The sequence below is a fragment of the Streptomyces sp. MB09-01 genome (assembly GCF_033794505.1).
Classification (GTDB): Bacteria; Actinomycetota; Actinomycetes; order Streptomycetales; family Streptomycetaceae; genus Streptomyces.
This window is the reverse complement of the sequence record NZ_JARAYQ010000173.1, coordinates 1-18383: the sequence shown is the minus strand read 5'-3', so window position 1 is coordinate 18383 and position 18383 is coordinate 1. Positions and strand designations below refer to the sequence as shown.

The window sequence follows — 18383 nt, the reverse complement described above, 5'->3', positions numbered from 1 at the left end:
CCCCCACTCCAACTCCCACTCCGACCCCGACTCCCACCCCCGGTGACCTGAGGCTCACCGACCCCGGGGCGCAGACGTGCAAGTTCAACCAGTCCTGCACCGTTCAGCTCACCACCACCGGCGGAAAGCCCCCCGTCCGGTACGCCGCCGCCGGCCTGCCCTGGGGCATGACCCTCGACAGCGCCTCCGGCCGGATCGCCGGCAAGCCCTGGGCCGGCGGCACGGTCCAGGTCACCGCCACCGCGACCGACTCCACCGGGGCCACCGCCGGCACGGTCTTCGCCCTCACCGTGAACTGGTTCTGAGACGCGCGGAGGGCGGGCTTGTCCAACCCGCCCCCGAAGCCGCACCGTTGACCGAGTTTCGTCCATCAGGTCAGGAGAGCCGGCTTGTCGTCCCCCATTGCACCCGTCCCGTCCGCCTCGGGCGCCCCGCACGTCATCGACCCCGCGGGAGGCTGCCCCCACGCCCTCAACGCCCGTCTGCGCGCCGAGCACGGCCCGGTGGCCCAGGTCGTACTCCCCGGCGGGGTGCCCGGAGCGGTCGTCCTGGGCCATGACGCGCTGAAGGAGTTCCTCGGCCACCCCGAGGTGGCCAAGGACGCCCGGCACTTCCCGGCCCTGCACGACGGCTCCATCCCCCGGGACTGGCCGCTGCGGGCCTTCGCCAACGCCCAGGGCATGCACACCGCCGACGACGAGGACCACCGCCGGCTCCGCGCCCTGGTCGGCAAGGCCTTCTCGGCCCGCCAGGTGGAAAGGCTGCGGCCGCGCGTCGAGGAGCTGACCGGCGAACTCCTCGACGACCTCGCCCGGGCCGCGGCCGAAGCCCCCGACGGGGTCGCCGACCTGCGCGAGCACTTCGCGCTCCCGCTCCCGATGAGCGTCATCTGCGAGCTGCTCGGGGTGGACCCCGAGCACCGGGGCCGGCTGCACCACCTGTCCAACAAGGTGATCATCGCCACCGACACCACCCCCGCCGAGGCGATGGCCGCCGTACGCGAGCTGGTCGAGCTCATGGGGACGATCGCCGCCACCCGCCGGCAGACCCCGGGCGACGACCTCACCAGCGCCCTGATAGCCGCCCGCGACGGCGACGGCGACCGGCTCAGCGAGGCCGAACTCATCGGCACCATGCGGCTGATGCTCGTCGCGGGTCACGAGACCACCCTGAACCTCATCAGCAACGCCGTCCGCGCCCTGTGCACCCACCGGGACCAGCTCGACCTCGTCCTGGAGTCCAAGGCGACCTGGTCGGACGTGGTGGACGAGACCCTGCGCTGGGACGGCCCGGTCAGCTGGTTCCCCTTCCGCTACCCCACCCGCGACCTGACCGTCGACGGCGCCGTCATCCCGCAGGGCACCCCGGTGCTCGCCGGCTACACCGCCGCCGGCCGCGACGAGGCCTTCCACGGCCCGGACGCCGACCGCTTCGACATCACCCGCCCCACCGCCGGCCGCAACCTCTCCTTCGGGCACGGCGCCCACTACTGCGTGGGTGCCCCGCTCGCCCGCCTGGAGGCCACCACCGCCCTGGAGCGGCTCTTCACCCGCTTCCCCGACCTCGACCTCGCCACCCCCGAGGCCGAACTCCCGCACCAGCGCAGCTTCATCGGCAACAGCGTCGAGATGCTCCCGGTCCGCCTGGCCGGAAAGTAGCGCGTCCGCCACCTGACCCTGCCGTCCGCCGGGACCGGACCCGGCCGGCGGCGGCCCCTCATCCCAGAGTGAGGGGCCGTTCCGGGGCCAGGTGCTCGGCGATCGCCTGCAACACGTGGGAGCTGGCGTTCTGGACGGTGCTGCCGCGGCCCTGCGTCGCCACCGTCGCGATGGCGATCTTCCTGGACGGCAGGTAGGCGACCGTGCCCTCGTAGCCGGCGAAGGACGGGTTCTGGACGATCCAGGTGTTCTGCACGGGCAGGCCCAGCCCGAACCAGGTGTCCCCCTTGACCTTCACGACGCCGGTCAGCTGGGCCTTGTGCGACTCGGGCGTCAGCAGTTTCCCCTCACCGATCGCCGCGAAGGACTTCGCCATGTCCTCCAGCGTTCCCGTCATCACCGCGCCCGGCGCGAGCGTCCACGAGGGATTCCAGTAGGTGGCGTCCTCGAACACGCCCCGCTCGTTGTCGAAGGAGTGCAGCACCGGCTCGGGGATGTCCGCCTTCGACGAGATGGCGGTGTGGCTCAGGCCGAGCGGCTCGAGCACCTCCTGGACCATCACCTCGTCGAGGGGCTTCCGCCTCACCTTCGAGATGATGTCGCCCAGGATCACCCAGTTGGCGTGCGAGTAGGCGAAGCCCGAACCGGGGGCCAGCACCAGGGGCTTGGAGACCGAGATCTTCACGCGCTCCTCCGCCGTCCAGGTCCGGAAGGGGTTCTTGTAGAGATCGGCGATGAAGGCCCGGTCCGTGACGTAGTCCGCGTACCCGGAGGAGGTCGAGGCCAGCATCTTCAGCGTGATCTCGTCCGCGTGCGGAAGGTCCGGGCGCCAACGGGAGATCTTGTCGTCGAGCGCGACCTCGCCCTCGTCGACGAGCTTGAGCAGCGCGGTCGTCAAGTAGGGGATCGCGACCGACCCGATCCGGAAACGCATGTCCGTCGTCGCGGGGAAGCCCGTCATGGTCTCCCCGGCCGCGGCGGCCGAGACGCGCTCCCCGTCGACCCACACCTCGGCCATCGCCGCCGTCAGTCTGTACTTCTTGAGCGCGTCGGCGACCTGTCGCCCGGTGAAGTCCTCCGTATCGGCCGGGAGGCACGTGCCGCCCCGGGAGACCTGGCCGGCCGGGCATTGCCTCGCGGCGCTCTCGGCCCGGCCGAGGGTGCATCCGCCGGCCAGCGAAGCGCCCAGAAGCAGGTGCAGACAGGTGAGGGTGAGGATCCTGGAACTGCGCACAGTGGTGCCTCCATGCGGGTAGAGGCGAAGGTTCCCCGGTTCCCCCGCCTCGCGGTTGCACGCCCCGTCACGCAGGCTAACGGGGGGTGTCACCCGTCGCACTCCGCAAGCGTTCCAGGGGTGACGCGTCCGGTCGGCCGGCACCTCCGGGTCACCCGTCAGCGGATCCGCGTCCAGGGCCGTGCCCGCCCGGCATGTCGCCGAGGCCGATCCACGTGCGGGGCGTGCCCGGATGACCGTGGAGCAGCACCAGCACCGGGAAGCGCGTCCGGTCCGCGGACGTGCCGCCGAGGCAGTTCAGCCGAGGGTGTTGACCCGTACCTCCACCGCGTGCCAGCCGGTCGCCCCGTCCGGCACGGTGCCGGTGCGGACCCCGGTCTGGACGGCGCCCGTGCCGTCCGTCGCGCGCACCTCCAGCGTGTGCCGCCCGGGGGTCGCCTCCCACGGCCACACCCACTGCCGCCAGGTGTCGACCCCGTCCGCGGCGCCGAGCCGCGCCTGCTGCCAGGGGCCGCCGTCCACCCGTACCTCGACCCCCTCGATGCCGCGGTGCTGCGCCCACGCCACCCCGGCGACCGCCACCCGGCCCGGCGCCAGGGCGGCGTACGGGCGCGGAGTGTCGATCCGCGACTGCGTCTTGACCGGGGCCTGCTGGGCCCAGGACCTGCGCACCCAGTAGGCGTCGTAGGCGGCGAAGGTGGTCAGCCGCAGCTCGGTCAGCCATTTGCAGGCGGAGACGTACCCGTACAGGCCCGGTACGACCATCCGGACGGGGAAGCCGTGGGCGAAGGGCAGCGGCTCGCCGTTCATGCCGACGGCGAGCAGCGCCGCCCGGCCGTCCATGACGGCTTCGACGGGCGTGCCGAGCGTCATGCCGTCCACCGAACGCGCCACCAGCTGATCGGCCCGACCGCCCTGGGACGGCGGCCGCACGCCCGCCTCGCGCAGCAGGTCGGCGAGGCGTACGCCGAGCCAGCGGGCGTTGCCCGCGTACGGGCCCCCGACCTCGTTCGACACGCAGGTGAGGGTGATGTCGTGCTCGACCAGCGGCCGGTCGAGCAGCTCCCGGAGGCCGAGGGTGAGGGGTCGGGCGACTCCCTCCCCGTGGATGCGCAGCCGCCAGGTGTCCGCGTCCACGCGGGGGACGACCAGGGCGGTGTCCACCCGGTAGAAGTCGCGGGCGGGCGTGAGGAACGGGGAGAGCCCGGGCACCCGCAGGTCGGCCCCGGCCGGTACGGGCGGCGCGGGCACGGTGGGCCGGGGGAGGACGAAGCGGGCCCGGGAGGCGGTGGCGCCGGCCGAACCGTGGGCAGCCAGACGCCGCCCGGCGAAGCCTGCCGCGGCCGAGCCCACCAGGACGGCGGTGACCACCCGGCCGAAGCCGCGCCGGTCCATCGCCCAGGTCCCGGAGGGCGGCGCCCCGGCCGGGCGGGGCCGCGTCGCCGCCGTGACCAGCAGGTACAGCACCCCGGCGGCGGTCACTCCGCCCACCAGCGACGGCAGCGCGTCCCGCCAGGAGGCCTCCGGACGGCTGAGCGCGGCCGCCGCCCCCAGCAGCCCGAACCCGCCCGCGACCGCGAGCCCGGCGGGCAGGTGGCGTACGGCGAGCAGCCCGGCCAAGGCCGCGACCACGGCCAGGACCGCGATGATGCCGAGCGTCAGCACCAGCTTGTCGGAGGTGCCGAAGAGCCCGATCGCCCATTCCCTGACGGCCACGGGCGTCACGTCGACCGCCGCCCCGCCGACTGCGGTGACCGGCGAAGCCTCGGGCCGCACGGCGGCCGAGGCCAGCTCCGCCACCGCCAGGCCGGCGAACGCGGCGACGAGCCCGCTGACGGCGCCCAGCGCGCGCCGCGGCCGCGCGGAACGGCTCGGGTCTGCCTTCACACGGCCAGTGTGCCGCGCCCGGGCGCTCCCGCGGCGGCGCCGTGCCGCCGTGCGGGGTGGCGCCGCACCCGACCGCGCCCGGCCGGGCGGGCGTCTTGCGCCCAGGGTGAAAGGACCATGCCCAGAGTGAACGGACCGCTGCGGCAGTGGGGTGCGCGGCAACGATGACGACATGGTGAACCGTCTATTCCCGGAAGCGTGCATACCGTGCCACTGAAACTGAAACTGAAAGCCGCCCGGACCGTCAGTGCCTCGCCCTACCGGCCGGTGTTCGCCCACTCGACGCTGCGCCGGCTGTTACCGGGATTCGCCGTCTCCTCGCTCGGCGACGGCATGGCCGTGGTCGGTGTGAGCTGGCTGGCGATCGAGCTCGCACCGGCGGCAGAACGGGGGATGTGGGTCGCGTCGGCGGCCGCGGCCTACACGCTCTCGGGCGCGGCGGGCGCGGTCCTCCTGGGACGCCACCTGCGCCACCGGTCCCCGGCCCGGCTGGTCGCCTGCGACGCGCTGCTGCGCGCCACCGCCCTGGGAGCGGTTCCCGTGTTCCACGCCCTCGGGATGCTGAGCATCGGGCTGTACGTCGTGCTGCTCGCCCTCTCCTCCGTCCTTCACTCGTGGGGCCAGGCCGGCGTCTACACCTTGCTGGCCCGACTGCTGCCCGAGCGCGACCATCTGGCCGGCAACGCCGTCCTGTCCGGTGTCGGCTCGCTCTCCACCGTCCTCGGCCCGCCGCTCGCCGGCGTCCTCATCCTCTGCGGTGGCGCCGTGACCGTGATCGCCGTCGACGCGGCGACCTTCCTCGTCCTGGCCGCCACGTTCTTCTTCGGCGTCCCGCACGGCGAGGCGCCCGCACCCGGGGAAGGCGGTTCCCGTACCGCGGGCTTCGCCGTCATCCGCCGCAGTCCGGCCCTGCTGGGGCTGCTCGGCCTGAGCTCCGCCTTCTTCTGCCTCTTCGGTCCTGTGTACGTCGCCCTGCCGCTGCACGTGTCGGACGGCCTGGGTGGTCCGGCGGGTCTGTTGGCCGCCTTCTACACCGCGTTCGGGATCGGCGCGGTCCTCGGCTCCGTACTGGCCGGATACCTGAGCCGCCGGCCGATGTGGCCGACCACGACCGGCATCGTCGTCGCCTTCGGCGTGTTCCTGTTGCCGACCGGGCTGGGAGCGCCGACGGCCGTCGCGGTCGTCGGGTTCGCCGCCGCCGGTCTGCTCTGGCCTCCGTACGCCGCGCTGTCGACGGCCCTCTTCCAGCGCTCGGCCCCGCGGCACCTGCTGGCCCAGACCCTGGCCGCGAGCTCGGCGGTCCGCGTGCTCTCGGTTCCGCTGGGTACCGCGCTGGGCGGCCCGCTGGTGGCCGGACTCGGAGCCCGGGAAACGCTCTTGGTCTCGGCCGCCTCGATCGCCGCCCTCGGTCTGGCCGCGGCCGGGACCGCCCGGGCGGCGCAGCGGCGCAGGTCGTGACCCCCTCCCACAGGCCGGCCCGGACACCGGGCGAACCGGTGTCCGGGCCGGAGGGTGGTGCGGGTCAGCCGCCGGCTGCCACCGGCGGCAGGGCCGCCGCGACCTGTGCGGCCAGCCGGTACGAGTCACCGCTCGGCCGGTCCGGATGGCGGGTGGTCCGCCCGGCCCACTCCGCCTCGAAGGCGTGCCAGTCGATCTCCCGCGGCGCGGCCTTCCGTACCAGCGCCTCGTCCAGCGAAGCGAAGTAGCGATCCCACCGCGGGGCGTACAACTCCGAGATCAGGCCGCTCCATTCGCGGTTCGCGTAGTCGTGCAGGAAACCGCCCTCGCTGGTGCTGCGGCGGCCCCACACGCTGAGCAGGGAGCGGGTGTCGTACTCGTACCGGTCCTGCTCGGCCCGGTCGGCGCCCCAGGAGCGGGCCCCGGCGAGCCGGCTGCCGAGGAGGAAGTTCGGGTCGGAGCCGGTGACCGCGTCCAGCCTCGCCTCGCTCTCCCGCCATTCGGCCGTGAGCGTGCGGAAGAGGGTCAGGTCCTTGGCCTCGTACGCCGCCTTGATCTTCGGCAGCAGCACCCGCGAGTGGTTGGCGAGCGCCTGCCGGGCGGTGTCCACCAGGTCGAAGCGGTAGGCGCTGGAGCCGCGGAGCTCCGGAGCCACCTTCAGCAGGTGGTCCAGTGCCCTGCGGACCGAACCGGCCGGGTAGCGCATGGACTTGGGGCTCCAGTACGCCGCTCCCGCCGCGGTCAGGCCCGGCCGGGCGGTGAACAGGCTGTCCTGCGACTCCGACCACAGCCCCGAGGACGTGCTGTACGGCCCCTTGCGCAGCTCCTCCCAGGCCGCGGCGGCCGCGGCGTCGGGACGGCCGTAGCGGCGGGCCGCGAAACCGGCGAACCACTCGCGCTGGTCGATCCCGCCCGGCTCCCAGGCCAGGTCCGTGAAGAGGTCGAAGGCCGCCGGATTGGTCCCGGTGGCCTCCGGCAGGTAGGCGATGCCCGCGAGCGCACTGTTGCTCTTGGCGCGCCAGGGGCCGAACCGCTCGAGCCACACGGAGGTGTTCGCGCCGATGGTGGTGTGCCCGCCGAAGTTGTAGATGGTGCCCATCGCGTACGGGGCGCCGCCCCAACGGGCTTCGCGGTCCAGCCGGTTGTACCGGTCGGACAGCCCGTCCAGGATCAGCAGCTTCGAGGTGTCCACCCCGGCCAGCAGTTCCGGGGCCGGGTCGTCCTGCCAGCCCAGCACCGCCCACAGCGCGCCCGGGTGGGCGGCGTGCAGCGCGGCCTGGATCGCGCCCGCCGCGGCGCCGACGTCGACGGAGCCGGTCTGTCCGCCCTCGTGCAGCGGGCTCATCCGGTACATAGTGCTGTCCCCGAACACCGCGCGCTGCTCGGCGTAGTACGCGGCGGCCAGCTGCCGGAACGCGGGCGAGGCGGGGTCCAGCCAGTCGGGGCGCTCGAAGCCGGCCCAGTCGCCCTGGGGCACCGTGGCCGCTCCGGTGTTGCGCGCGGCGAACTCCGGCGGCACGGTGCCGAAGTAGCCGGGCAGCACCGGGGTCATGCCGAGCCCGCGCAGCTGCTCGGCGATCCGCCCGCCCAGTTCGGCGCGCTCCCGCATCAGCCGCTCGGTGACCGGACCGCCGAACCCGCTGAGGTTCTGCAGCAGCCACCAGCTCTGGTGGCCGGGGCCGGGGATCCACTGCCGCAGCTCCTCGGCGGAGTAGCCGAAGCCCTGGAGCGCCCGGTAGTAGGGGTACTCGGCCCCCACCTGTACGAACACCTCGTTGATGCCGTGCAGGGCGAGCAGGTCGATCTGCCGCTGGTGCTCCTCGAAGGTGCGGTACGGGCCGGAGTACCCGTCGTCGGTGTCGTTGAGCGCGTACCGGTGCGGGACCTGCGCGCTGCGGGTGACCGGCGCGGGAACGGCCGGCAGGCGGGCGGGCAGCATGCCGATGCTCTCACCGGGCCAGCCGATGTCGGCCCCGGCGACGTGCTGGAGGTACCAGCCGACCCCGGTGAGCAGGGTGGCTCCGGTGCTGCCGCGCACGGTGATCGCGCCGGCGGTTCCGGACACGGTGAAGGTGTCGGCGCCGCCGGCCGTGTCGGGCACCAGGGTGAACTGTCCGGAGTGGTGCGGTAGCAGCCGTTCCAGGGCGGCCCGGGCGGGCGAGGTGTCGAAGCTCCGGGGCGCGCCCGCCCGCCCGGCACTCCGTGCCCCGGCCGGCGCAGCGGCCCGTACGCCGTTCCGCGCATCGGACCACCGTACGTCGGCGCGTGCGGGCGACCCCGCGCCCGCGGCGGTGGCCCCGGGCGCGGGCCCCGCGCAGATCAGCGCCAGCAGCGCCGCGGGCAGAGCGGCGAGGGCGAGCGGGCGGGCGGTGCGCGGGCGCGGGGTGCGCGGGCGGCGCCCGTTTCGCGGCATCGTGTTCCTCATCCGTCGGCTCGGGCCGTCAGACCGGCAGGGCCCAGGCCTGGTCGACCCGGTGGTCGCCGCAGTCGGTCAGCCGCAGCCGCGCGGCCGGGGCGTCCGGGGTCGCGGCGGCGGCCGGCGCCGTCAGGCACATCCCGCTCGCCGGCTCCACGAGGGCTCCGTCACGGCGGTGCGTCCAGCTCTGGCCGGGCTGCCGGTCCTGCGGGGGCGCGCAGTCGGCGAGTTCCACGAGCCCGTCCTCGCCCGCGGAGAGGCATTCGCCGGCCAGCCGCAGGCTCGCGTCCTCGCCCAGGGTCCACCGCTGGTCGGGGGCTCCGGTACACGTGGCCATCACGACCGCGCCGACGCCCGTGGTGTTGGCCCCGTCGGCGCACCTGACGCCGTCGCCGACGACCTGGCCGGTCGGCGTGGCCTCGGCGCAGCCGCGCGGGCTGAGCCGCCAGACCGCGGTGTCGTGCCCGGCGAGCCTCCCGGTGAGCGCCTCGGTGACCTCCCGGCGCGCCCCGCTCCACAGGTCCTGCGCGTCGACCGTGCAGTTGACCAGGCCGATCTCGTCGAGCGGCACCTTGATGTCCCGGGTGGTGGCCGAGCGGTTGAGCACGGCCACCGCACGGTCGCCGTTCGCGAGCGGCCGGGCCAGGATCTCGAAGGTGGCGTTGGAGGAGACCACCGCGCCCTGACGGCCCATCGGGTCCTGGTCCAGCTCGATCATCCGGGTGTTGCCGAGGGCGGCGAGCCCCTGGGGGTTCAGCTCGGAGACCTCGGAGGACAGGATGAACGGGGACGCCATCATGGCCCAGAGGGCGACCTGGCTGCGGCTCTCGGCCACCGTGAGCCCGGGGGCGCCCGCGATCAGGAAGTCGGGGTCGTTCCAGTTGCCGGGGCCCGCGTACCGGCCGAGCCAGCGGTTGTAGCCGTAGTTGCCCATGACCGAGCTCCAGCGCGAGGTGGCGGGCGCGGCCGGGTTGTAGACCTTGATGTCCTTGCCCTCTCGCCACAGCTGACCGGTCTCGCCGACCCAGCCGAGGACCTTGTGCCAGTCGGAGCCGCCCCACTCGCCCTGCTGGAAGTAGGCGGGCGCCGACGCCGACAGGACCATGTCCCGGCCGCTCTCCCGCAGCGACTTCGCGACCGCGTTGTAGGCGTCCCGGTAGGCCTGCTCCTTGGTCTGCCCCGGCGGCACCCACAGGTTGCAGCCGTCCATCTTCACGTAGTCGACGTTCCAGGAGGCGAACTGCCGGGCGTCCTGGGCGTAGTGGTCCGCTCCGCCGCCCTGGGGCGCGCCGCTGCCCGGGTACTTCTCGCAGGTGAGCGAGCCGGCGTCCTGGTAGATGCCGAACTTCAGGCCCTTGGCGTGCAGGTATTCGCCGAGCCAGGCCATGCCGTGCGGGAACTTCGCCGTGTCGACGACCAGACTGCCCTGCGCGTCCCGGCTCTTGGTCATCCAGCAGTCGTCGACCGTCACGGTGTCGTAGCCCTTGGCGGCGAGCCCGGTCGACACGAGCGCGTCGGCGTTGGCGACGACCTTGGCCTCGTCGATGTCGCACATGTGGTGCGCCCAGTTGTTCCAGCCCATGGGCGGGGTGAGCGCGAGCGGGGTGTCCGAGGTGGCCCGGGGCTCGGCCGCCACCGGGGCGGGGGAGAGCGCGAGGGCGAACAGGGCGGCCGCGGTCAGGCAGGGGAGCGACGCACGCAGGCGAGGCGGCACGGAGTCTCCTTGACGTGGGGGCAGGCGTGCGCCCAGTGCAGCGATGCGATTACCCACTGTCAACAAAGGCCGCTGATTGTCGGCCAATGACCAGCAATATGGCTGCAATAGATGTCACACGAAAGAGGAGATACATCGTATGTTACGTTGTATCTCATGCCCCGCAGATCAGATGCCCTGGACCGTGCGACCCCCGAGGCCATCGCCGTCGCCGCCCTGCGGATCCTCGACGAGGAGGGGCCGGAACGCCTCAGCTTCCGCACCCTCGCCGACCGGCTAGACGTCTCCCACGCCACCGTCCAGCGCCGCTGCACCGACCTCGCCGGACTGCTCGACCTGTGCACCGAGCACCTGGCCGCGCAGCTCCCCGAGATCTCCGCCGGCACGGACTGGGCGCAGGCCACCGAGCAGCGGTTCCGCGGGCTCTACCTGCTGCTCACCGCCCACCCCGGGCTGCTGGTGCTGCGCGGCGGCCGGCCCTGGCTCGGCCGCCAGCTCCTCGCCCGGCTCGTCGAGCCCGCCCTCGCCGACAGCGTGGCCGCCGGGATGACCGCCGCCGAGGCGATGACCGTCTACCGCCGCATGTACCTGCTCACCCTGGGCAGCGCGGCCTTCGTGGACCACCGCGACCCGGCCGGGGCCACCGCCGCCTCGCGGGCGGCCCTGGCCGTGCTGGATCCCGCGGAGTTCCCCGTGCTCTCCGCCGGACTGGCCGACGTACTGCCGCCCCTGACGGACCACGAGGTGTACTACGGCGCCCTGCGCCAGCTGATCGAGGCCGCCCGGCCCACCACCTGATGGGGAGACAGCCCATGCAAGCAGCACCGGCACAGCAGCTCGACTACGCCGCCGTCCGCGCCGCCGCCGACCGGATCGCCGGCGGGACACGGCCCGTCGCCGTGGCGCCCGCGGCCGGAGCGGGGGTCTGGTACGCGCTGGAATACCTCCAGCACACCGGCAGCTTCAAGGCGCGCGGCGCCCGCAACTTCCTCGCCGCCCACCACGAGGCCGGCGGCCTCCCGGCCGCGGGCGTCACCATCGCCTCCGGCGGCAACGCCGGGCTCGCCTGCGCCTGGGCGGCCCGCGCGCTGTCCGTGCCCGCGACCGTGTTCCTGCCCGCCAACGCCCCGCGCGTGAAGGTGGACCGGCTGCGCGGATACGGGGCCGAGGTGCGGCTCGTCGGCGACCGGTACGCCGAAGCCCTCGCCGCCTGCGAGGAGTTCGCCGCCGCGAGGGGGGCGCTGAGCAGCCACGCCTACGACCACCCGCTCATCGCGGCGGGCGCCGGCACGCTGCTCGACGAGATCCGGGCCGCCCTGCCCGGGCTGGACGCCGTGGTCGTCGCGGTCGGCGGCGGCGGACTGTTCGCCGGGATCGCCACCGCCGCCCGCGAGCACGGCGTACGGGTGATCGCGGCCGAGCCGGAGAACTGCCGGGCCCTGAACGCGGCCCTGGCCGCGGGCCGGGTCGTGGACGTGGCCGTGGACTCGGTCGCCGCCGACTCTCTCGGGGCCACCCGGGTCTCGGCGGACGCGCTGGCCGCCGCGCAGGAGGAGCACGTGACGTCCGTGCTCGTGCCCGACGCGGCCATCACGGCCGCCCGGCGCGCCCTCTGGGAGGAACACCGGATCGTGGTGGAGGCGGGCGCGGCCACCGCCCTGGCGGCGCTGCGCGGTGCGCCGGAGCCGCTGGGCGAGCGCGTCGCCGTCGTCCTGTGCGGGGCGAACACCGACCCCCGGGACCTGGTGGCCCCGACGGCCTGAGCCGGCCGCCGGGCCGGGGGAGTCAGCCGGCTGCCGTCCGGCCGCCGACTGCCGCCCACTGGCCGACCACCCGCCGGCCGCCGTCAGTCGTCGTCCTCGCCCTCGCGGACGACCACGACGGTGCAGGCGGCGTACTGCACGACCTGCTGGCTCACCGAGCCCAGCAGGGCGCCCTTGAACCCGCCGTACCCACGGGTGCCGACGACCGTCAGGACCGCCTCCTTCGAGGCATCGACCAGGACCTGAGCCGCGGAGCCCTGCTCGACGCGACGGAACACCGGCACGCCGGGCGAGGCGCCGACGGCCGCCTTGACGGTGTCCGCCAGCTTCCGACGGGCGGCCTCCTCGACCGTCACCGCCTCGGCATCGGAGGCCTCGGCGGCCACCGGAGCGACGGAGAACGGATTGCGGTTCCCCTCCCAGGCCATGACGGCGTGCACCCGTCCGTCCGTCATCCCGGCCTGCGCGACGGCCCAGCGCAGGGCCTCCTTGGAATGGTTCGAACCGTCCACGCCGACGACGATCAGAGGCTCGACGGTGTCCTGCTCGCTCACGGGGGTTCCTCTCGCTTCGTCCGAATAGCCGGTCTCCTCCTTGTATACCCGGAACGCGAGTCCGACCTCGTACGACGATCGTTGCGGCGCCCGACGACTTTCGAGGACGGTCCGGGACCCCCGTCCCTTGCGAGGGTGTGCGTGTCCAGGCGACCGCCGCCGGACACGGAGCGACATGGAGGAACGGGCGTGGCTCAGCGCAAGGGTTGTCTGATCGGGTGCGGCGTGGCGCTGGTGCTGGGCGTGGGCCTTCTCGTGGCCGTGGTCTTCGGCATGGGCAAGGTCCTCGACATGGCCGACAAGACCCTGGTCGACCCGACGGTCTACGCGTCCGTGAAGACCGGCGACGCGGAGAGCGAGGTCCGCGGCAGGCTCCCGTCGGGCGACAGCTTCGTCAAGGCGGCCCTCAAGGAGGGCGGACCGGCCGAGCCCGAGGGCAGCACCTGCTCCTGGTACCTCTCCAGCGGCGACACGAAGAACGGCAAGGAGACCGTGCTCCGCTTCTGCTTCAAGGACGGCAAGCTCGCGGAGAAGACCGAGTACCCGATGCAGTAGGCGCGGCGCCTGCGCCCGCGGATGCCCCGGCCGCCGGTCCGGGGCATCCGCGGCGATCTGTGCGTACGCAGCTACGGGCTTTACTGCGGGATCAGGCGGGCGGGATCAGGCGGGAACGGCCGTGGGCAGCTCTTTCCCCGACCGGTTCTTCACGAGTTCGACACTCTCGATGAACAGTTGGAACAGCAGCTGGCTCGCGCCGAGCTCCCTGCCGTTCTTGCCGTTGGCCCCCTGCGCGATGCCCAGGCTGTAAGGCTCCCTGTCCTCGGCCTTCACGCCGATGTACCCACCCAGGGTGCCCTCGTTCGAGCTCGCGTTCTTGTAGTCCCCGCCGCCTTCGTTGGCCTTGCGGATCAGGTCGTTCTTGTAGCCCGGCCCGAGAGCCATGTGGTCCTGGTTGAAAAGGAGTTCGTGGGCGCCGGGCTTCAGCGTGAACTTGAGCTGGACCGCGTAGGGATCGCCTTGGGTGTCGTAGTACCCGTCGGCCTGACCCTGGTCGCCGAGGTGGGCCCCTATCGTCAGGCCCCCGAACCCCTGCTCCCTGAAGCCCTTCGCCGAGCCCTCGCCGGAGGCTATGTACGCCAGCAGCGCGTTCCGTGAGGTCTCGTCGCCCCAGTAGGTCAGGGCGCTGTGGGCCTCGTCGAAACTCATGGACCTGTACAGCTCCATCCTCCCGGCGTCCTCTCCCTTCTGCGCCAGATCGGCCAGAAGCTTGGGGCCGACGGTCTTGACGATCTCGTCGATCGTGCGCGGAGGCCTGCTGGCTTTGAACTTCCTCGCGCTCGCCTTGGACGCGTTGATCTGCTTGGCCCTGTCCTTCGCGGCACTGCTGCTGGCTCCGCCCAGTCCCGCCTTGTCCTGCCAGTACTCGACCGTCAGCCGGTCCTGAGGGTTCTCGACGCGCTGCACGGACGGGCGGGAGCCGGAGGCGGGTGAAGGAGCCGCGTGGCGCTGCACGTTGGCGGCGGCTCGGGGGCCGGCCGCCATGGCCCGAACGGCGTTCGCTTCCGCTTCGCGCTCGAACCGGTCCGACGGGTCGGAGACCTTCAGCCCTGTTCCGTTGTCGGTTCCCGCGACGGGGCCTTGGCGCTGCTGGATGACGTGGGTGAGTTCGTGGGCGAGGGTGTGCTTGTCGTTGCCGCCGTCACCGATGACGACGTGGCTGCCGGAGGTGTAGGCGCGGGCGCCGACTTCGGCGGCCGAGGCCTTTGCGGCGCTGCCGCGGTGGATGCGGACGTCGGAGAAGTCCGCGCCGAGCCGGGCTTCCATGTCGGTGCGGGTGGCATCGTCCATGGGGCGGCCGGGGGTGCGCAGGACGTCGTGGACGGCGGACCGCTGCACCGCGGGCCGCCCGGTCGGCTGGTGCCCGCAGCCGTCGGTGTGCTGGTGCTGTTCCTGATCCAGCGAGTGACCGGACCGGCGGAGCATCTGCACGACGGCGGCGTTGCCCGCACCGGCTTGGAACGCCATCAGTCCCGCCGGTGGCGTCGCCGCCCGCTGCGGAGTCGCGGCAGAGCGGGAGGACTGCGGTAATTGTTCGTCGGTCTTCTGCGCCGGGCGGGGGTGCTTGGGGCTCACGCGATCGCCTTTCCCATACGTCGGGGCAGCCGCATCGCGCCGCTGCCGGCCACACCCCCGGGGCGGTCACCAGGGGTGCCAGGGGGTCTGAAGCATTATCAGCTAGCTCGCGGGCGCGGCGACGACCGGCCACCCCGGGACGCCGTGAGCCCGGCGGCGTGCACCGGGCGGTGGAAGCAGCGGCGCGGGCGCCGGTCAGCCGCGCACCCGGTGGAGCTTCACCCGCTCGATTCCCGGCTGTTGGGCGAGCTGCCTCCTCAACTCGGCGCGCTGCCCTACGGGCATCTCGGCCTCGAAGTGGACCACCAGGTAGTAGCCCTTGTCCGACTCCGACCCCACCACCCTCGTCGCCCCGTACGGCTGGAGCCGGCCCTGGACGCCCCAGAAATCGTCGTCAGTCCAGTCGGCACCGGTTTCCGCCCGGTAGAACGCGTTCGGCTCGGCCATCGCGGGGCCGAGCCGGAACTGCCAGGCGTACGTAGTGGTGGCCACCGCGACCGCAGGGACGGTCAGCGCGCCGATCAGTCCCCACGCCAGCCTGGCGGCCGGGTGCCTGCGCGGATCCCAGAGCGCGGCCAGCAGGAGGAGCAGGGCCGAGGGCCAGAACAGGAACACGCCCCCGAAGAGGCCAGCACCCCCAGGGGATGAGCGAGAGTCCCACGATCAGGCAGGAGCGCACGAAGGACTCCGCGCAGTGCCTGAAGAACAGGGGAACCGCCACGCACCCGGTGGTGATGACGTACCAGGCGGAGATGAGGGAGTCCGGCACGCCCCGGACCACGAGGGCCGCCGCGGCGAGCGCGGCGCCCACCGCGAGGTTCCGCTGCACCTTGTGCGCAGGCCGGACCCGGGCGTCGCTCATCTGTCCGGCGCTCACGGCCGCCCCCTCGAATCTCTGAACATGTTCAAATGAACGCGTTCAACCTATCAGCTCCACCCATCGACAGGCGCGCCCCGCCGCTAAAGCGGTTTCGCGGGGGTGATGGTAAACCGCATTAGTCCGAGCCCTCAGGAACCGGCCATAACTGGTCCGATGTTGACGGAGGGTCGGGCTTCGTTATCGAATCGATATCATGCTGGACCGGCTATGTACTAAAGCGCATTAGTCCAGGTCGATCCAAGTGCGGTGAGAGCATCTGGTCTTCTGCGCAAGCCTGTTGGGGCATTCGGTGCCCGGGTGTCACCGGCCAATGGGGCCTCCGCCTCATTGACGGGATCCTGACTTCGGGCGACGGTGGGCACCGCCTCCGGCAAAGAGGCCGGACTTCTGCAAAGGCGGCGACGATGACCCGTTCGAACCCGACCCGTATTGCCGTGGCCACGCTGGTGACCGGCGCCCTCCTCTCGACCGCAGCGTGCGGCCTGAGCGGTGGCGCCGGTGACGCGAAGGAGGCCGAGAAGACGGGCAAGGTGGCCGGTGAGATCACCTTCCGGACCCTCCAGCTGAAGCCGACGTTCACGGCCTACGTGCAGGGGGTTATCGACGCCTTCGAGCAGAAGTACCCCGAGGTCGAGGTCAAGTGGGAGGACGTCCCCGGCGACGGCTACAACGAAAAGCTCGTCGCGGACGCCCAGGCCGGCGCCCTCCCCGACGTGGTCAACCTCTCCACCGACTCCTTCCAGCTCCTCGCCGACCGCGGCATGCTCGCCGACGTGGCCAAGCTCGACGGGGCGGCGGCCGAGGAGTACGTGCCCGGCGCCTGGGAGCAGTTCAAACTGCCGGGCAAGGGGGACAGTGTGTACGCGTACCCGTGGTACGTGACTCCCGAGATCCTCACCTACAACAGAGAACTCTTCGAGAAGGCAGGCCTGGACCCGGCCAAGCCGCCGACCGGCGTGGAGCAGTTCTTCGACTACGCCGAGAAGATCGCCGCCACCTCCGGGGGGCAGTACTCCGCCTTCATGGCCGATCCCAAGGGCCGGCTGCCCGGGGACTGGCAGAAGATGGGGATACCGATCCTCAGCGAGAAGCAGGACCGGTTCACCTTCGACACCGACCAGGCCGTTGCCTGGGTGGAGCGGATGAAGGACCTGTACGCCAAGGGCGCCATGCCCAAGGAGTCCCTGCTCAAGTCCGACGACATCAACCAGCTCTACGGAGGCGGCAAGATCGTCTTCGGACCCGGCTCCCCGGGCTTCGTCAAGGACGTCAAGCAGAACGCCCCGCAGGTCTACGCGAAGACCCAGGTCGCGGGAGCCGTCACGGGCAAGCTCGGCCACATCGGCATCTATGCCCAGTCGCTCGGCATCAAGAAGGACACCAAGCACCCCGACGCGGCGGCCGAGTTCGCGAAGTGGGTGACCAACGGCCCCAATCAGGTGGAGTTCTCCAGGAAGGCCACCATCTACCCGTCCAACGCGCAGGGCCTCGCCGACCCGTTCTTCTCGGACCGGGGCGACGGCAAGGACGCGGAGACCCTCGCCCGCGCGGTCGGCGCCGAACAGCTGAAGACCGCCGCCCTCGACGCCAACACCCCCGTCCAGTGGACCAATCAGGTGGGCGACGCCGTCGTACGCGAGGTGCAGAAGGCCATCACGGGTGAGCAGGACGCCCGGACGGCGGTGAAGAAGGCCGAGGAAGCGGCGAACCGGCTCCTCGCCGCCGCGGCCCACAAGTGACGGCCGTGGGCGGGCGCGTCGGCTCGGGCCGCGGCACCGGACAGTCCGACGTCGGCACCGGACAGTCCGACATCGGCACCGGACAGTCCGATGTCGGCGCCGGGGACGCCGAGGGCGACGCCGTGAAGTCGGGCGGTGGCCCCAGCGGGCCGGGCGGCGGCGCCCTCGCGCACAGGCGGCGACGCCGAGCCGCGCGGCGTGCGATGGAGGCCGATACCGGCCTGGTCCACCGCAAGTGGTGGACCCCCTACCTGTTCCTCGCCCCCGGACTGGCGATGGTGGCGCTCTTCAGCCTCTGGCCGTTCGTCAACACCGTGGTCCTCTCCTTCACCGATGCGCAGATCCTGCGCGGCGGCACCTTCGTAGGCCTCGACAACTACCGCCGCGCCTTCGACGACCCCGACTTCTGGGTCGCCACGGGCAACAGCGTGCTGTACCTCGCGGTCGTCGTACCGTGCCTGGTCCTCCTCCCGCTGGCCCTCGCCGTCCTCGTCCAGGCCAAGGTGCCGGGCATCGGATTCTTCCGGTCCGCCTTCTACACCCCGGTGATCGCCTCGGCCGTGGTCGTCGGGCTGATCTGGCAGTGGGTGCTGCGCAGCGACGGTCTCGTCAACACCGTCTTCCAGCGGCTGAACCTCGTCTCGGAGCCGATCCCGTTCCTGACGGACAGCACGATGCTGCTGGTCTCCGCGATGCTCGTGACCGTGTGGAAGGGCCTCGGCTACTACATGGTCTTCTACCTGGCGGCCCTCGGGAACGTCCCCGCCTCCCTCTACGAGGCGGCCGCCATCGACGGCGCCGGCCCCGTCCGCCGCTTCTTCAGCATCACCGTCCCCCAGGTGAAACCGATGATGCTGCTGGTCGGCACCCTCTCCGCGATCTCCGCGCTGCGCGTCTTCACCGAGATCTACATCCTCGGCGGTGAGAGCGGGGGCCCCGGCGGCGGC

Annotated in this window: 16 protein-coding genes; 9 read left to right on the top strand and 7 right to left on the bottom strand. The window is 72.6% G+C overall.

The genetic code is table 11. The features are described from left to right. On the top strand, positions 1-305 hold a 305-nt coding region (locus PV721_RS29570; RefSeq protein WP_319729467.1), incomplete at its 5' end, for an Ig domain-containing protein. Between the two features lie 84 nt (positions 306-389). Further along, positions 390-1658 carry a cytochrome P450 gene (locus PV721_RS29565; RefSeq protein ID WP_319729464.1) on the top strand — a complete coding sequence of 423 codons (1269 nt, stop codon included), beginning with the start codon at positions 390-392 and terminating at the stop codon, positions 1656-1658. A gap of 58 nt (positions 1659-1716) precedes the next feature. Here PV721_RS29565 and PV721_RS29560 read toward each other — a convergent pair whose 3' ends face one another. Then, entirely contained in the window at positions 1717-2892 is a 1176-nt protein-coding gene (locus PV721_RS29560; RefSeq protein WP_319729461.1) for a serine hydrolase domain-containing protein, read from the bottom strand. Between the two features lie 297 nt (positions 2893-3189). Then, complete coding sequence (locus tag PV721_RS29555) at positions 3190-4779, bottom strand: molybdopterin-dependent oxidoreductase (RefSeq protein ID WP_319729459.1); 1590 nt, start codon at positions 4777-4779, stop codon at positions 3190-3192. Positions 4780-4986: 207 nt separating this feature from the next. On the opposite strand from PV721_RS29555, the gene PV721_RS29550 reads away from it, so the two are divergent. After that, the gene (locus tag PV721_RS29550) at positions 4987-6237 is read left to right on the top strand and encodes an MFS transporter (RefSeq protein ID WP_319729457.1); all 1251 of its coding nucleotides are present in this window, start codon (positions 4987-4989) and stop codon (positions 6235-6237) included. A 64-nt stretch (positions 6238-6301) separates the two neighbouring features. Here the strand turns inward: PV721_RS29550 and PV721_RS29545 are convergent, their stop codons facing one another. Together PV721_RS29545 and PV721_RS29540 are read right to left on the bottom strand one after the other, a co-directional pair. Continuing rightward, a complete protein-coding gene (locus tag PV721_RS29545) occupies positions 6302-8650 on the bottom strand; it encodes an alpha-N-acetylglucosaminidase (protein ID WP_319729455.1) in 2349 nt (782 codons plus the stop codon). Positions 8651-8678: 28 nt separating this feature from the next. Then, on the bottom strand, positions 8679-10367 hold the full coding sequence (locus PV721_RS29540; RefSeq protein ID WP_319729453.1) for a ricin-type beta-trefoil lectin domain protein: 1689 nt from the start codon (positions 10365-10367) through the stop codon (positions 8679-8681). Positions 10368-10523: 156 nt separating this feature from the next. Here PV721_RS29540 and PV721_RS29535 point away from each other — a divergent pair, with 156 nt between their 5' ends. Together PV721_RS29535 and PV721_RS29530 are read left to right on the top strand one after the other, a co-directional pair. Next, positions 10524-11165, top strand: coding sequence for a TetR/AcrR family transcriptional regulator (locus PV721_RS29535; protein ID WP_319729450.1), 642 nt, complete (start codon positions 10524-10526; stop codon positions 11163-11165). 14 nt (positions 11166-11179) lie between these two features. Next, entirely contained in the window at positions 11180-12130 is a 951-nt protein-coding gene (locus PV721_RS29530; protein WP_319729447.1) for a serine/threonine dehydratase, read from the top strand. Between the two features lie 83 nt (positions 12131-12213). On the opposite strand, the gene PV721_RS29525 is transcribed toward PV721_RS29530, so the two are convergent. Beyond that, on the bottom strand, positions 12214-12684 hold the full coding sequence (locus PV721_RS29525) for a universal stress protein (protein ID WP_319729445.1): 471 nt from the start codon (positions 12682-12684) through the stop codon (positions 12214-12216). A 189-nt stretch (positions 12685-12873) separates the two neighbouring features. Between PV721_RS29525 and PV721_RS29520 the strand changes: the two genes are divergently transcribed. Then, complete coding sequence (locus tag PV721_RS29520) at positions 12874-13239, top strand: hypothetical protein (RefSeq protein ID WP_319729443.1); 366 nt, start codon at positions 12874-12876, stop codon at positions 13237-13239. 105 nt (positions 13240-13344) lie between these two features. Here PV721_RS29520 and PV721_RS29515 read toward each other — a convergent pair whose 3' ends face one another. Beyond that, entirely contained in the window at positions 13345-14709 is a 1365-nt protein-coding gene (locus PV721_RS29515; RefSeq protein ID WP_319729441.1) for a DUF4157 domain-containing protein, read from the bottom strand. A gap of 303 nt (positions 14710-15012) precedes the next feature. Further along, entirely contained in the window at positions 15013-15432 is a 420-nt protein-coding gene (locus tag PV721_RS29510) for a hypothetical protein (RefSeq protein ID WP_319729438.1), read from the bottom strand. Positions 15433-15461: 29 nt separating this feature from the next. Here PV721_RS29510 and PV721_RS29505 point away from each other — a divergent pair, with 29 nt between their 5' ends. From PV721_RS29505 to PV721_RS29495, 3 genes are all read left to right on the top strand, one after another. After that, positions 15462-15716 carry a hypothetical protein gene (locus tag PV721_RS29505; RefSeq protein ID WP_319729436.1) on the top strand — a complete coding sequence of 85 codons (255 nt, stop codon included), beginning with the start codon at positions 15462-15464 and terminating at the stop codon, positions 15714-15716. A gap of 385 nt (positions 15717-16101) precedes the next feature. Next, positions 16102-17436 carry a sugar ABC transporter substrate-binding protein gene (locus PV721_RS29500; RefSeq protein WP_319729433.1) on the top strand — a complete coding sequence of 445 codons (1335 nt, stop codon included), beginning with the start codon at positions 16102-16104 and terminating at the stop codon, positions 17434-17436. 5 nt (positions 17437-17441) lie between these two features. Beyond that, positions 17442-18383: carbohydrate ABC transporter permease (locus tag PV721_RS29495; RefSeq protein ID WP_416371207.1), on the top strand; the 942-nt coding region annotated here is incomplete at its 3' end.